Source organism: Nocardioides ginkgobilobae (assembly GCF_054781275.1).
Genome location: NZ_BAAGUS010000004.1, coordinates 180,360 through 194,548, shown reverse-complemented (window position 1 = coordinate 194,548; position 14,189 = coordinate 180,360). Strand labels below are relative to the sequence as shown.

13 protein-coding genes are annotated in these 14,189 nt (G+C 74.6%); 5 read left to right on the top strand and 8 right to left on the bottom strand.

All coding sequences use genetic code 11. The features are described from left to right. The first annotated feature begins 24 nt into the window (after nucleotides 1-24). Nucleotides 25-1,224, top strand: a complete 1,200-nt coding sequence (locus ACYVID_RS06060; RefSeq protein ID WP_460735404.1) for an MFS transporter — start codon at nucleotides 25-27, stop codon at nucleotides 1,222-1,224. Nucleotides 1,225-1,312: 88 nt separating this feature from the next. Here ACYVID_RS06060 and ACYVID_RS06055 read toward each other — a convergent pair whose 3' ends face one another. Next, a complete protein-coding gene (locus ACYVID_RS06055) occupies nucleotides 1,313-1,930 on the bottom strand; it encodes a trimeric intracellular cation channel family protein (protein WP_460735402.1) in 618 nt (205 codons plus the stop codon). Nucleotides 1,931-2,129: 199 nt separating this feature from the next. Here ACYVID_RS06055 and sepH point away from each other — a divergent pair, with 199 nt between their 5' ends. Then, on the top strand, nucleotides 2,130-3,092 hold the full coding sequence (gene sepH, locus ACYVID_RS06050) for a septation protein SepH (protein ID WP_460735400.1): 963 nt from the start codon (nucleotides 2,130-2,132) through the stop codon (nucleotides 3,090-3,092). A gap of 64 nt (nucleotides 3,093-3,156) precedes the next feature. After that, on the top strand, nucleotides 3,157-5,163 hold the full coding sequence (locus ACYVID_RS06045; protein ID WP_460735398.1) for an SDR family oxidoreductase: 2,007 nt from the start codon (nucleotides 3,157-3,159) through the stop codon (nucleotides 5,161-5,163). Nucleotides 5,164-5,268: 105 nt separating this feature from the next. Here the strand turns inward: ACYVID_RS06045 and ACYVID_RS06040 are convergent, their stop codons facing one another. Continuing rightward, entirely contained in the window at nucleotides 5,269-6,102 is an 834-nt protein-coding gene (locus tag ACYVID_RS06040; protein ID WP_460735396.1) for a sulfurtransferase, read from the bottom strand. Between the two features lie 38 nt (nucleotides 6,103-6,140). Here ACYVID_RS06040 and ACYVID_RS06035 point away from each other — a divergent pair, with 38 nt between their 5' ends. Continuing rightward, nucleotides 6,141-6,812, top strand: a complete 672-nt coding sequence (locus ACYVID_RS06035) for a thymidine kinase (RefSeq protein WP_460735394.1) — start codon at nucleotides 6,141-6,143, stop codon at nucleotides 6,810-6,812. 152 nt (nucleotides 6,813-6,964) lie between these two features. Then, nucleotides 6,965-7,933, top strand: a complete 969-nt coding sequence (locus ACYVID_RS06030; RefSeq protein ID WP_460735392.1) for a hypothetical protein — start codon at nucleotides 6,965-6,967, stop codon at nucleotides 7,931-7,933. Here the strand turns inward: ACYVID_RS06030 and ACYVID_RS06025 are convergent. The 6 genes from ACYVID_RS06025 to ACYVID_RS06000 form a co-directional block, all read right to left on the bottom strand. Next, entirely contained in the window at nucleotides 7,857-8,312 is a 456-nt protein-coding gene (locus ACYVID_RS06025) for a DUF1990 family protein (RefSeq protein WP_460735390.1), read from the bottom strand. The two genes, ACYVID_RS06030 and ACYVID_RS06025, sit on opposite strands and share 77 nt — an antisense overlap. After that, nucleotides 8,302-9,318 (bottom strand): NADPH:quinone reductase, encoded by a 1,017-nt coding sequence (locus ACYVID_RS06020; protein ID WP_460735388.1) that lies wholly within the window; start codon nucleotides 9,316-9,318, stop codon nucleotides 8,302-8,304. The genes ACYVID_RS06025 and ACYVID_RS06020 overlap by 11 nt, the downstream gene beginning before the upstream one ends. A 36-nt stretch (nucleotides 9,319-9,354) precedes the next feature. Further along, nucleotides 9,355-10,491 (bottom strand): MinD/ParA family ATP-binding protein, encoded by a 1,137-nt coding sequence (locus tag ACYVID_RS06015; protein ID WP_460735386.1) that lies wholly within the window; start codon nucleotides 10,489-10,491, stop codon nucleotides 9,355-9,357. Nucleotides 10,492-10,561: 70 nt separating this feature from the next. Beyond that, nucleotides 10,562-11,941 carry a dihydrolipoyl dehydrogenase family protein gene (locus ACYVID_RS06010; RefSeq protein WP_460735384.1) on the bottom strand — a complete coding sequence of 460 codons (1,380 nt, stop codon included), beginning with the start codon at nucleotides 11,939-11,941 and terminating at the stop codon, nucleotides 10,562-10,564. Continuing rightward, nucleotides 11,938-12,723 (bottom strand): DUF1206 domain-containing protein, encoded by a 786-nt coding sequence (locus ACYVID_RS06005; RefSeq protein WP_460735382.1) that lies wholly within the window; start codon nucleotides 12,721-12,723, stop codon nucleotides 11,938-11,940. The genes ACYVID_RS06010 and ACYVID_RS06005 overlap by 4 nt, the downstream gene beginning before the upstream one ends. Before the next feature lie 44 nt (nucleotides 12,724-12,767). After that, the gene (locus tag ACYVID_RS06000) at nucleotides 12,768-14,159 is read right to left on the bottom strand and encodes a dihydrolipoyl dehydrogenase family protein (RefSeq protein WP_460735380.1); all 1,392 of its coding nucleotides are present in this window, start codon (nucleotides 14,157-14,159) and stop codon (nucleotides 12,768-12,770) included. Nucleotides 14,160-14,189: the final 30 nt, after the last annotated feature.

Sequence of the window (14,189 nt, the reverse complement as noted above, 5' to 3'; positions counted from 1 at the left end):
TTCCACCTCGTGGTGGGAGGAGCGATGCGGACCTACCGGGACGTGCTGGCACACCCCGGGGCCCTGACGTTCTCGCTGACCGGCCTGGTCGCCCGGCTGCCGATCTCGATGGCGGGCCTGGGGATCGTCCTGCTGGTCGAGGGCGCCACCGGTTCCTACGGCACCGCGGGCTCGGTCTCGGCGGCCTACATGGTCACCAACGCCGTGCTCGCGATCCTCCAGGGACGACTGCTGGACCGCTTCGGGCAGCCCCGGGTCCTCGCGGTCGCCGGCACCGTCTTCGGCGCCGCCACGTCGGTCCTGGTCTGGTCGGTCGAGGCCGGGTGGCCGTTGACGACGGCGTACGTCGCCGCGGCCGTCGCGGGCGGCTCGCTGCCGCAGATCGGCTCCGCGGTGCGCGCGCGCTGGGCGCACGTGCTGGGCCTGGGGCAACCCGCCCAGGTGCAGACCGCCTACGCCCTCGAGGCCGTCTTCGACGAGGTCGTCTTCATCCTCGGCCCGATCCTCGTCACCGTCCTGGCCACCCTCGTCGACCCCGTCCTCGGCCTGGCCGTCGCGGCGGTGGCCGGCTCGCTCGGCGCCTGGGGCTTCGCCGCGCAGCGGGCGACCGCTCCCCCGGCACACCGCCAGCGCCCCGCCGAGGAGACGACGGCCGCGCTGCCCTGGCGCACCCTCGTGCCGCTGACCGTCGTGTCCGCCTGCCTCGGTGTGCTCTTCGGGGCGGCCGAGGTCACGACCGTCGCGTTCGCGGACGAGCAGGGCGCCCCCGCGTGGGCCGGCGGGCTGCTGGCCCTGTGGGCACTGGGCTCGCTGCTCTCCGGTGTCGTCACCGGCACGGTGAGCTGGCGCCGCGGCCCGGCGTACCGGCTCAAGGTCGGCGCCACCGCCATGGCCTGCGCCATGGCGCCGCTCTACCTCGTCGGCTCCCTGCCCCTCATGGGGCTGGTGCTGCTCGTCGGCGGCGCCGCCATCGCCCCCACCCTGATCGCGTCGATGTCGCTGGTCGAGTCCGCCACCCCGCGGGCGCGCCTCACCGAGGGCATGGCCATGGTGCAGACCGGCCTGGTCGCCGGCGTCGCCCCCGGCGCCGCTGCCTCGGGGTTCGTCGTCGACAGCGCCGGTGCCAGCGCGGCGTACCTCGTCTCCCTCGGTGCCGGGGTGCTCGCCGCCGTCGCCGCCGTCTCCCTGCCGCGTGACCGCGTCCTCGAGGACGCCCCGGCCTGACGTATCGCCCGGCACCACGAGCAGGACGTTCTGCGCGCTCCCGCCGGCGTGTCGCGTGCGGACCGTCCTGGTCTGCACGCGGGGCCGCTCAGACGCTCGCCGAGCCCCGGGGCGTCGGCGCCTCCCAGCCGCGCCAGAGCGCGAGCAGGCGCCAGACCAGGCACACCGCTGCGCCCAGGGCGGCGGCCAGCGCGAAGGGCAGGTCGGCCCGGTCCAGCAGCACCGCGACGAAGGCGCCGGCGAGGGCCGGGGTGGCGTAGAGCTCCCCGCGGAAGATGACCGGCACCCGGCCGGCGAGGACGTCGCGCAGGATGCCGCCGCCGATGCCGGTGGTCATGCCCAGCAGCGCGGCCGGGACCGGCCCCAGTCCGTAGTCGACGGCCTTGAGCGCGCCGGCGACGCAGAAGAGCGCGAGCCCGAAGGCGTCGAAGACGTTGACCATCCGCTCCATCCGGCCCAGCGTCGGGTGGTAGCCGAAGGTGAGCAACCCGGCGGCGACCGGCACCAGGAGGTACTTCCAGTCGGTCAGCGCGGCGGGCGGGGTCGCGTCGATCAGCACGTCGCGCAGGAAGCCCCCGCCCAGCCCGGTCACACCGGCCAGGAGCAGCACCCCGAAGACGTCGAGCTCCTTGCGCACGGCCACCAGGGCGCCCGAGATGGCGAACACGAAGATCCCGACGAGGTCGAGGACCACGAGGGTGCTCACGGCGTACCTCCCGTCGGTCCCGGCGACCTGCTGCTCATGCCCCCATCCTCACCCGGCGGGCCGGTGAGGTGCGACGCCACGGTCGCCGTGGACACCAAGGTCCGCGAGGAGGGGGTCGCGCTGGCGTAGGCTCGCGCCACCCCGGGAGTCCGGGGTGACGACGAGGAGCAGTGTCCGATCAGCGGGGAGGTGGGCCGACGTGGTGCACCTGACCCTCGCGGGCACGAGCGAGGACGGGAAGCGCCTGCTCCTGGTCAGCGACACCGGCGAGGAGTTCACCCTCGACGTCGACTCCCGGCTCCGCAGCGCGCTGCGCGGCGACACCTCACGACTCGGCCAGTTGGAGATCCCCATGGACAGCGTCCTGCGCCCCCGCGACATCCAGGCCCGCATCCGCGCCGGCGAGACCCCCGAGGCCGTCGCCGAAGCCGCCCGCACCACGGTCGAGAAGATCATGCCGTTCGCCGGACCGGTCCTCGCCGAGCGCGCCCACGTCGCCGAGCGCGCCCAGCGCAGCTCCATCCGCCGCCGCAGCGGCGACGGCGCGCGCATCCTCGGCGAGGCCGTCGAGACCCACCTCCGCAGCGTCAACGTCGGGGCCGACAGCGTCACCTGGGACGCCTGGCGCCGCGAGGACGGCCGCTGGGTGCTCACCGCGGCGTACGCCGCCCAGGCCCGCACCGGCACGGCGACCTTCACCTTCGACATGCGCGGCAACTACGCCGTGGCCGAGGACGACGACGCCCGCTGGCTGGTCGGCGACCAGATCGCCGCTCCCCCGGCGCCGCCGGCCCAGGACGACCTCGAGCAGGTGCGCCGCCGCCGGGCGGCCGCCGTCGACGAGGGTGCCGAGGAGCTGCCGCTGGGCGACGACGCCATCCACCTGGTCTCCCCCGCCCCCGTCGAGGCCTACCTCGAGCCCCCGGCCGCCGAGCCGACCGACCAGGCCCCGGCCGCCGAGTCCACGACCGCGGAGATCCCGGCCACTGCACCCAGCGAGGCGCCCACGCCCGTGGCCGAGCCCGGCCAGCCCGAGCCCCCTGCAGCAGCAGCGGACGAGGAGCGCCACGACGAGCCGCCCGCCCGCCGGCCGGCGCGCAAGGGCCGCGGCCGCGCCTCGGTCCCGAGCTGGGACGAGATCATGTTCGGCTCCAAGGACTGACCGGAGCGAGAGACCGTCCCCGGGGCCGGTGCCCAAGAGGCACGGACCGGACTAGTCTCCGGCCATGTCGTACTTCGTGACCGGCGCCACCGGGTTCATCGGCCGTCACCTCGTGGCCGAGCTGCTCGACCACCGCGAGGGCGAGGTCTTCGTGCTCGTCCGCTCGGGCAGCCTCGCGCGGATGGAGGCGCTCGTCCGGCGGTGGGGCACCGACCGCGTCACCCCGGTCGTGGGCGACCTCTCCGCCGACGCCCTCGGCGTCGACCCCGCGTGGGTCGAGGAGCACCGCGGCCGGATCGACCACTTCTTCCACCTCGCGGCGATCTACGACATGACCGCCGACGACGCCACCAACCAGGTGATGAACGTCGACGGCACGCGGCACGCGGTCGCGCTGGCCGAGGACCTGCAGGTCGGCTGCTTCCACCAGGTCTCCTCGGTGGCCGCCGCCGGCGAGTACCGCGGCCGCTTCGACGAGACGATGTTCGACGAGGGCCAGCACCTGCCCTCGCCGTACCACCGCACGAAGTTCGAGTCCGAGCGGATCGTGCGCGAGGAGGCGAGCGTCCCGTGGCGGGTCTACCGCCCCGCGATCGTGGTCGGCGACAGCCAGACCGGCGCGATGGACAAGGTCGACGGGCCCTACTACTTCTTCCCGCTCATGAAGATGATGCGCGACCGGCTCCCCGCCTGGCTGCCGCTGGTCGGCGTCGACCTCGGCGACACCAACGTGGTGCCGGTCGACTACGTCGCCAAGGCGATGGACCACATCGCCCACCAGCCCGACCTCGACGGGCAGGCCTTCCACCTGGTCAACCCCGACCCGCAGCCGGTCGTGGACCTGGTCAACGCGTTCTGCGCGGCCGCCGGGGCCCCGCGCTTCGCGACCCCCATCGACCGCGGCGTCACCCAGGCCGGCCCGCTGGGGCTGGTCCCCCGGGCCCTGCGCCCCTCCACCTTCTTCTCCGCCCTGGCCAAGAACGGCCTGGTGCAGTCGGTCCTCGACCCGGTCACCAGCTCGATCGGCATCCCGGCCGAGATCCTCGGCCACATGGGCTTCACCGCCACGTTCGACTCCCGGCGCACCGAGAAGGCGCTGGCCGGCTCGGGCATCGGCGTCCCCGAGCTGGAGTCCTACGCCCGCACGCTGTGGGGCTACTGGGAGGAGCACCTCGACGAGTCCAGCGGTCGCGACGAGGACAACCGCGAGGCGCTCGAGGGCAAGCACGTCGTCATCACCGGCGCCTCGTCGGGCATCGGCCAGGTCACCGCGCTCAAGGTCGCCCAGTGCGGCGGCATCCCGGTCCTCGTCGCCCGCGGCGAGGACAAGCTCGAGGAGACCAAGGCGGTCATCGAGTCCCGCGGCGGCACGGCGCACGTCTACCCGTGCGACCTCTCCGACCTCGACGCGATCGACGCGCTGTGCGCCCAGATCACCGCCGAGCTGCCCTCGGTCGACTTCGTGGTCAACAACGCCGGCCGCTCGATCCGCCGCTCGCTCAAGCTCTCGCACGACCGGTTCCACGACTTCGAGCGCACGATGCAGCTCAACTACTTCGGCGCGATCCGCCTCGTGATGGGACTGATCCCGACGATGCGGGAGCAGAAGCGCGGGCACATCGTGAACATCAGCTCGATCGGCGTGCAGACGAACCCGCCTCGCTTCTCGGCGTACGTCGCCTCCAAGGCCGCCCTCGACAGCTGGTCGAACGTCGTGTCCTCCGAGCTGGTCGGCGACGGCATCACCTTCACCGGCATCCACATGCCGCTGGTGCGGACGCCGATGATCGCCCCGACCAAGATCTACGACAAGTTCCCCACCATCAGCCCCGCGCAGGCGGCCGACCTGGTCATCAAGGCGATGGTCGAGCGCCCGCACGAGATCAACACCGCACTCGGCAACGCCGGCGCGATCGCGCACACGGTCGCGCCGAAGCTGGCGTTCCGGATCCTCAACATGGCCTACCACGTGTTCCCGGACTCCGCGGCCGCCCGCGGGGACGCGGCTCAGGGCTCGCGCGAGTCGGAGCAGATCATGCTGGCGAGGGTCTTCAAGGGCATTCACTGGTGACGAGGACGCGCCAGCGGACTCGTCGATGGTGGTCGAGCGAGCGGCACGCCTGAGCCTGCGAAGGCGTGGCCCGCGTGTCGAGACCGGGTGAGCTACCCGCCGACCTCAGCCACCCACCTCGACCGCGCGGTCAGGGTCCGTGATCCACCCCGACCAGCTCCCCGGGTAGAGCGCCGCCGACACCCCGAGCAGCTCCAGCGCGAGCACGTCCAGGCAGGCGGTGACCCCGGATCCGCAGTACGCCGCCACGTGGGCCCCCGGGACCGCACCGACCCCTGCGTACACCTCTGCCAGCTCCTCGCGGCTGCGGAACCGCCCGTCCTCGGTGAGGTTGCGCGCCGTCGGCACGTTCACCGCGCCGGGGACGTGACCTGCCACGGGGTCCACCGGCTCCACCTCCCCGCGGTAGCGCTCGGGGGCGCGGGCGTCGACGAGCACCCCGACGTCGAGCACGCCGTCGGCCTCGACGACCGGCATGTGTCCCGGCTCCCCGTCGAGGTCGCCGGGCTCGGGGACCACCGGGCCGGTCTCGACCTCGCCGTCCTCGGCCACCCAGGCCGACCAGCCGCCGTCGAGCACGCGGACGTCACCGTGCCCGTGGTGCCGCAGCAGCCACCAGGCGCGTGCCGCCGCGTGGCCGGACCAGTCGTCGTAGACCACGACCGGTCGGTCCGTGCGGACCCCGGCGGCCCGCATGGCCGCGAGGAAGGTGGCGCTGTCGGGGAGCGGGTGCCGACCGCCCGCACCGGGCGGCGCCGCCAGGTCGCGGTCGAGGTCGACGTACGCCGCTCCCGGCACGTGGCCGGCCTCGTGCAGGGGCCCGCCGGGCGGTCCGCCCAGCCGGTAGCGCACGTCCAGCAGCACCGGCCGCGGCTCGCGGGCCAGCAGCGCGCGGAGCTCGGTCGTGGACACCAGCGGCGACACCGGGAGGTCGGGCATGGCGATCATCCTGCCCGACACGCTTAGGATCTCGCCCCGTGGCTGAGCTCCAGTTCTTCACCGGCACCATGGACTCCGGCAAGAGCACGCTGGCGCTCCAGACCAACCACAACCACGCCGCGCGAGGCCGCCAGGGCCGGATCTTCGTCACCCGCGACCGGGCCGGCACGAGCCGACTCTCCAGCCGTCTCGGGCTCACGCACGAGGCGATCGAGGTCGACGAGGGGTTCGACTTCTGGCGCTACGTCGTCGACAGCCTGACCCAGGGCGCGCGGATCGACTACCTCGTCTGCGACGAGGCGCAGTTCTACTCCGCCGACCAGGTCGACCAGCTGGCCAAGGTCGTCGACGAGCTGCAGATCGACGTCTTCGCCTTCGGCATCCTCACCGATTTCCGCACCAGCCTCTTCGCCGGGTCGGCCCGGCTGGTCGAGCTCGCCGACCGGATGCACGTGCTCCAGGTCGAGGCGCTGTGCTGGTGCGGCAAGCGCGCCACCCACAACGCGCGCACCGAGAACGGCGTCATGGTCGTCGAGGGCGAGGTGATCGTCGTCGGGGACGTCGAGCAGCCGCAGCCCGGTCCCGGCGCCGGTGACGCCGACGTGAACGTGGCCTACGAGGTGCTCTGCCGCCAGCACCACCGACGCCGGCTCACCGCGGCCCGGGCCAAGGCGGTCTCGCTCGCACCGGAGCCGCTGCCCTTCGGCTGACCCGCGCCACGCCCTCCACCGCCGTCACCGCGTCGTTCACCACCGGTGTCCGTCCCGTGCACGGGTCGTGGATGCCGCTGTCGGCTTCGGCGGGTAGCGTGAGGACAGGCGGGGGCGCTCGGACCTCCGTCTGATCGAGCCGGGGGGCCCACATGCGCGAGGAGCGCTCGACGCTGTCGTCTATCCATGCCGCGGAGACGAGCGGGGCCAGGGCGCCCGTCGGTCGCGACGACCAGCTGCGCACCGCCGAGCAGGTGCTGCGCACCGACTCGGTGCAGGTGGTCGGCATGCCCGGCACCGGCGTGACCGCGCTGGTCGAGACCGTCGTACGCCGTCGCGCGGACGCCGGGCACCCGGTGCTGCGCGTGCCACCGTCTCCGTGGTCGCCGCGGCCCACCACCCCGCTCGAGCAGGTGGGGTCGCTGCTGTCCAGCATCGACTCCCCCACCGTCGTGGTGGACGACGCGCACCTCGTGCCCGTGCCGCACCTCGAGGCGCTCCTGGGCGCGGTCGAGGACCGCGGTGGCCGGGTCGTGCTCGGGGTCCACCCCGGTGACCTCGTCGACCGCGACGTCGTCCACCTCCCCGGGCTGCCCCGCGACGCCGTCCGCCGACTCCTCGAGCCTGCCCTGGGCCACCGTCCCGGGCTCGCCGAGGAGCTCCTCGTCGCCGGGCTCGCGCGTGCCACCCGCGGCCACGTCTCCCACCTGCGCGCGCTGCTGGAGCCGGAGGTGCTGCGCCCCCTCGCCGGCCTGGCGGCCCGCGAGCAGGACCTCGACGCGCTGCGCACCCCCTTCGCCGACGCCCTTGCCACCGGGACGCACGCGACGCTCGCGGGCCTGCACGAGGACGTCCGGCTCGCCGCGGCCGTCGTGGCCGTGGCCGGTCCGCACGCGCCCGGCGCCCTGCTCGACGCCGCCGCCGGCGTGGACCAGCTCGCCGGCGCCCGCGAGGCGCGCCTGCTCGAGCGGCACGCCGAGACCCACCGCTACCGCCACGCCGCCGTCCGCGACCTCGTGCGCCGCAGCCTCCCCGCCGACGTGCTCACTGAGGCCCGCTGGCGCCTCGGCGTCGGCGCCCAGGCCACCGGCCTGCACCACGCTCCGGCCGGGGTCTTCTGACCCAGCGGCGGTCGGAGGAATCGAGCGGCGGACCATCCACGTCGACCAGCCGCGGTCGAGGTGGAGGTCCTGTCCGGCGCCAGGTGCCGGACAGGACCTCCAGTGCCAGCCCCGAGTCGCCCCGCATCTCGACCACCTCGTCCAGGGCGACCCGGGGCGCCGACGGCAGGACGCCGAGACCGGCCCGCACGGGCACCTGCCACGTCATCAGCAGCTCGGCGGCCTCCTCGAAGTCCCGCCCGACGACCGTGCGCGAGCCCTCCACGAGGTGGTAGCCCGCAGGGAGGTCGGCACGGGAGGTGCCTCCCACCTCCGCGTAGGTCAGCGGCGCTGCGCGCAGCGCGGCCGCCCGCTCGGCGCCGAGCGGCCTACTCGACATCCAGCAGCACCTTGCCGACCGCCCCACCCTCGACGGCGGCGTGGGCGTCCGCGGCCTGCTCCAGCGGGTAGTGGTGCAGCGGCAGCCCGGCGTCCTCACCGACCCGCAGCGCGCCCGCCTCCACGGCGGCCGTGACGTCCTCGGCGGCTGCGGCGAGCAGGGCGGGGTCGAGGGTGTAGAGCAGGACGCCCTGGAGGCGCAGGTTGGCGGCGAAGGTCGGCCGCACCGGGACCACCGCCTCGGCACCCCCGTTGTCGGCGTAGTAGGCGATCGTCCCGTGGGTGCGCACCACGGCCACGTCGATCGCGATGTTGGCGGCCAGCGACACCTCGACGACCAGGTCGACGCCGTCCGGGGCGACCTCGCGGACCGCCGCGACGGTGGCGTCGGTGCCGGCCGTGTAGTCGACGACGTCGTGCGCGCCCGCTGCACGGGCCAGTGCGGCCTTCTCCTCGCTGCTGACCGTGGCCACGACCCGGGCACCGGCCCAGCGGGCCAGCTGGATCGCGGCATTGCCCACCGCTCCGGCGCCGCCCGCGACCAGGACCACCTGCCCCTCGAGGGCGCCCGGCGCCAGCCGCTGCACCGAGCCCGAGGTCAGCGCCCGGTGCGCCGTGACGGCCGGGACGCCCAGCGAGGCCCCCAGGTCGTACGACGCCGCGTCGGGCAGCCGGACCAGCCGGCTCGCCGGCTGCACCGTCTGCTCGGCGGCCGTGCCGCCGGGCCGCTGCCACTGGGCCAGGATGGTCCACACGCGGTCACCGATGGCCAGGCCCTCGACCCCCTCGCCGACCTCCTCGACCACGCCGGCGCCGTCCTGCCCGGGCACCACCTCGTCCCAGGCGCCGTTCATGCCGTTCGCGCGGAACTTCCAGTCCGTCGGGTTCACGCCGGCGCGGACCAGCCGCACCCGCGCCTCCCCCGGCCCGACCGGCGGCACCGGCCGGTCGACCACCTCCAGCACGTCGGCGGCGGACCCGGTCTCTCGGTAGACGACTGCTCGCATGCCTGGCCCAGCCCCCGCAGCGGCCGGATCATTCCCTCAGAGCGCCTCGGCCATCCCCGCGCAGGCGCGCAGCCAGGAGCGCCGGGTCGCCTTGGACAGCTCGGCGTAGGGCACGACGGAGCCCGCGACCAGCGCCGGGTCGTAGGGCACCCGGTAGACGGCGCGGGTGCGCTGCTCGTAGACGTCGACCAGGTCCGCGGCGAGCTTGTCGTCGACCTTCGGCGAGGGGTCGGAGAGCACGGTGATCGTCTTGTGCTTGACGTCGGCGTAGCCCGCGTCCTGCAGCGCGTCGAGCATCCACAACCCGGAGTAGCCGGTGTCCTCGCGCACGGTGGAGGTGACGACCAGCAGGTCGGCGGACTCGGCGGCCGCGAGCCAGTTCTCCGCGCGCATGTTGTTGCCGGTGTCGATGAGCAGGATCCGGTAGAAGCGCTCGAGCAGCTTGTGGACCGCCACGTAGTCGTCGGCGCGGATCGTGCCGGTCACGTCGGGCCGCTCGTCGGAGGCCAGCACGTCGAAGTGCGCGTCGCCCTGGGAGCGGACGAACGCCCCGAGGTCGCCGATCCGCGACTGGTAGACGTCGCTGAACCGCTCGAGGTCCTCGAGCAGCTCACGCGTGGTGTTGCGGTGGCTGCTGCGCGTCCCGCGGATGCCGAGCGTGCCGCGGGTCTCGTTGTTGTCCCACGCGACCACGCCGCCGCCGCGCACGGTGCCGAAGGTGTAGCCGGCGGCGAGGACACCGGTCGTCTTGGCCGCACCGCCCTTGGGGTTGATGAACGCGATCGTCCGCGGGCCGTCGAAGTCGCGCTGCAGCGTGCGGCGCAGCGACTCGTGCTCGGCCTCCGAGGGGCCCATCCCCAGCTTGAGCAGCCCGCCGGTGGCCCGGTTGAGCCAGCCGCGCCAGCCCCAGGTCGCGGGGCCGAACCCGACCTCGTCGGCCCGCCGGTCCAGGAAGTCCGTGGCGGTCATGAAGCGACGCGGCGCCTCCGGGGCCGCGGGGCCGACCGCCGCGGCGGCCCCGGGAGCGGCCGGGACGGCTGCCACCTGTGTCGTGCCGGTGCCCGCGGGCTCGACCCAGGGGTCCGCGAGCGGGTCGCGGCGGCGTCCGTACGCCGCCAGCTCCTCGGTCGTGTAGAGCCGGTCGCTGGTGTCACCGGACGTGCCCTGGGTCATCGCTTCCTCCGAGATGTGGGGACGGACCACCGTGTCCTTCCCAGGACGGCGGCCGACCACACCCGCCCAGTCACAGCCCCGTGTCGCGCAGGGCGTCCCGGACGACCCGGTGGAAGGTGGGGTACGCGAAGTGCATGCGGCTCAGCACCGGCACGGTGAGCCGCGCGTGGACCGCGGTGCTCAGCAGGCCCAGCACCTCCCCGCCGTACGGCGCCACCGTGGTCGCCCCGACGACGACCCCGCTCGAGGCGTCCGCCACGACCTTCACGACACCCGGCGCCTCGTGGATCCAGCCGCGCGGGCTGGATCCGACCTCCGCCGTGCCCACGGCGACCTCGATCCCCTCCTCGCGCGCCTGGGCCTCGGTCATGCCGACCGAGCCGACCTCGGGATCGGTGTACGTGACCCGCGCGACCGCGTGGTACTCCCCCCACGGTCCGTCCTCGCCGAGCAGGTCCCGCACGACGATCTCTCCCTGGTAGAGAGACACGTGCGTGAACGGACCGCGCCCGGTGATGTCGCCGACCGCCCACAGCCGCTCCCCCGCGCGGCAGCGCTCGTCGACCTCGACCGCGTCGGCCTCCGGGTCCAGCCCGACGGTCTCCAGCCCGACGTCGCCGAGGTTGGGCGAGCGACCGGCGGCCACGAGCAGCCGCTCGACCTCGAGCCGGCCACCGTCCACGTCCAGCAGGAAGCGCCCCGCCCCGTGGGTGACCCGGTCCACCGACACGTTGGTGCGGACGTCGACGCCCTCGTCACGGAACACCTGCGTCACCACCGCCGAGGCCTCGGGCTCCTCGCCGGCCAGGATCCGCTCACCCTGCTCCAGCAGGGTCACCTGCGTGCCCATCCGCGCCAGGACCTGCGTGAGCTCGGCGCCGATGTTGCCCCCACCCAGCACGGCGACGGAGCGCGGCACCTCCTCGAGGTGCACCGCTTCGCGGTTGGTCCAGTACGGCGTCCCGGCCAGCCCCTCCACGGGCGGGACGCCGGGCGAGGTCCCGGTGTTGAGGACGACCCCGCGACGGCCCACGAGGAGCACCGGGCCCTCCTCGGTCTCCACGCGCACCCGGCCCGGACCGTCGAGGCGGCCGCGGCCACGCACGAGCAGGACACCCTTGTCGACCAGCGGGCCAGCATGGGCGTCGTCGTGCCAGTCGTGGCCGGACTCCCGGATGCGACCGGCGGCGGGCGCCAGCGAGGGCTCGACCACCTCCACGCGGCCGGAGAGCCGTGCCGCCACGCGGGCCTCGGCCAGGGCGTGGGCGGAGCGGATGAGCAGCTTCGAGGGCGTGCAGCCCCAGAACGGGCACTCGCCGCCCACGAGGCGGGACTCGACCGCCGCGACCTCGAGCCCGGCCCGCGCCAACCTGCTGGCGGCCAGCTCCCCGCCGGAGCCGACCCCGAGCAGGACGACGTCGACCTCGTGGGTCGTCACAGGTGCGCTCACGTGCTGAGGTGCCTGGCGCGGGCCAGGCAGAAGACGCCGTAGGCCAGGATGCCGAGCGCGATCGCCCCCAGCAGCACCGGACCGGCCGGTGCCTCCAGGACCGTCTGCAGCGCGACGTCGAGCCCGCCGGACTTCTTCGCCGAGTGCTCGAGCGCCGCCCACACGAAGAGACCGCCGATGATGCCCACGGCGATCCCCTTGGCGACGTAGCCCACCTTCCCGAGCAGCACGTACGCCGACCCGACGTCCCCGCTGGTCGCCCCGGCCTCGAGGTCCTCGCGGAAGCCCTCGGTCCAGCCCTTGTGGACCTGGTGGAGGCCGTAGCCGATGATGCCGAGCCCGACCGCCCCGACCAGGAGCTGCCCGCCGGGCATGCCCATCAGCTCGGCGGTCCACGAGTCGGTGCCGCCCTGCGAGCCGTCGCCGAGCGCGACCTGCACGGCCGAGACCCCGATGGCGGCGTACAGCACGGCCTTCACGCCGGCACCCCACTCGTGGTCGACGACGACCTCGAGCACGCGCCACACCACCAGCAGCAGCATCCCGACCGCCACGCCCCACACCAGGGCGGCGCCGAGCGGCTGGTCCGCCAGCTCGTGCAGCGCACCGCTGCTGCTGGCGCTCCCGGACTGGTCGCCCAGGGCCAGCTGCAGGGCCAACCACCCGATGAGCAGGTTGACCACGCCGTAGGCGACCATCCCGAGCCGCGCCGCGGTGCGCACCCACGGGTGGTCGTCGCCGCGTCGTGCCAGGTCCTGCGCTGCTCCGCCGACTGCTCCCATGGGGTCCGGTCTACCCACCCCCGCGGGGGACGCACACCACCCGGTCAGGACAGGTCGGCCAGCGCGCTCTCGATCGCCCGGTGGAAGGTCGGGTAGGCGTAGATCATCGAGCGCAGGGTGGGCAGCGGCACCTCGGCGTGCACCGCCAGCGCGAGGTGGCCGAGCACCTCGCCGGCGGCCGGTCCGACGACGGTGGCGCCCACGAGCACCTCGCGGTCGGCGTCGGCCACCAGCTTCACCAGGCCGTCGCCACCGGGCCCGTGCAGCCAGCCACGCGAGCCGAGACCGCCCGACCCGACCTGCACGCGCAGCCCCCGCTCGCGTGCCTGGTGCTCGGTCAGGCCCACGCCCGCCACCTCGGGGTCGGTGAAGGTCACGTGCGGCAGCGCGTGGTAGCTCGCCGGCGGCCCGTCCTGGCCCAGCACGTCGCGCAGCGCGATGGCCGACTGGTACATCGAGACGTGGGTGAAGGCCCCCTTGCCGGTCACGTCGCCGATCGCCCACAGGCCCCCGGCCCCGCCCCCGTCGGTGCTGACCCGCAGCCGCTCGTCGACCTCCAGCGAGCGCGCGGTCGGGTCCAGGCCCACCGTCTCCAGCCCGAGGTCGTCGAGGTTCGGGGTGCGGCCCGCGGCCACGAGCAGCTTCTCGGCGGTCACGGTCTCCCCGTCGACCTCGAGCGTGAACTGCCCGTCCGCGTGGGCCACCGAGCCGATCGAGACACCGGCCATGACCCGCACGCCCTCGTGCACGAGCACCGCGGCCAGCGCCTCGGACGCCTCCGGCTCGAGCGGCCCCAGGATGCGGGGCCCGGCCTCGAGCACGGTCACGCGCACACCGAAGCGGGCGAACACCTGGGCCATCTCGCACCCGATGGGACCACCGCCGACCACCACCAGCGAGGACGGCAGCGAGGCCACCTTCACCGCGTCGCGGTTGGTCCAGTACGGCGTGCCCTCGAGGCCGTCGATCGGCAGCCGCGCCGGCCGGGTGCCGGGGTTCAGGACCACCCCCCGCTCCGCGACGTACGACGTCAGCGACCCGTCGGGGGCCTCGACCTCGACCCGGCCGGGACCGGCGAGGCGCGCGGTGCCGTGGAGCACGCTCGCCCCGGCCTCCCGCAGCCGGTCGACCGCGACGGCGTCGTCCCAGTGGTCGGTGGCCTGCTCGGCGATCCGGGTGGCGACCGGCGCCCAGGAGGGCTCGACGGTGACGGACCCGGCGACCCCCGCCACCCGACCTGCCTCGGCCAGCAGGTCGGCCGCGCGGACCATCATCTTCGACGGGACGCACCCGTAGTAGGGGCACTCCCCGCCCACGAGGTGCCTGTCCACCGCCACGACCCTCAGGCCGGCCTCGGCCGCGCCGCTGGCGAGGGCCTCGCCGCCCGGGCCGAGCCCGATGACCACGAGGTCGCAGGTCTGCTCCGTGTCGCTCATGCCGCCCACCCTGCCAGGAGCGGCCGGCGG

Coding starts and splice junctions, on each gene's coding strand:
- ACYVID_RS06060 (WP_460735404.1), top strand. CDS start 25: ATGCGGACCTACCGGGACGTGCTGGCACACCCCGGGGCCCTGACGTTC.
- ACYVID_RS06045 (WP_460735398.1), top strand. CDS start 3,157: ATGTCGTACTTCGTGACCGGCGCCACCGGGTTCATCGGCCGTCACCTC.
- ACYVID_RS06040 (WP_460735396.1), bottom strand. CDS start 6,102: ATGCCCGACCTCCCGGTGTCGCCGCTGGTGTCCACGACCGAGCTCCGC.
- ACYVID_RS06030 (WP_460735392.1), top strand. CDS start 6,965: ATGCGCGAGGAGCGCTCGACGCTGTCGTCTATCCATGCCGCGGAGACG.
- ACYVID_RS06025 (WP_460735390.1), bottom strand. CDS start 8,312: ATGTCGAGTAGGCCGCTCGGCGCCGAGCGGGCGGCCGCGCTGCGCGCA.
- ACYVID_RS06020 (WP_460735388.1), bottom strand. CDS start 9,318: ATGCGAGCAGTCGTCTACCGAGAGACCGGGTCCGCCGCCGACGTGCTG.
- ACYVID_RS06015 (WP_460735386.1), bottom strand. CDS start 10,491: ATGACCCAGGGCACGTCCGGTGACACCAGCGACCGGCTCTACACGACC.
- ACYVID_RS06005 (WP_460735382.1), bottom strand. CDS start 12,723: ATGGGAGCAGTCGGCGGAGCAGCGCAGGACCTGGCACGACGCGGCGAC.
- ACYVID_RS06000 (WP_460735380.1), bottom strand. CDS start 14,159: ATGAGCGACACGGAGCAGACCTGCGACCTCGTGGTCATCGGGCTCGGC.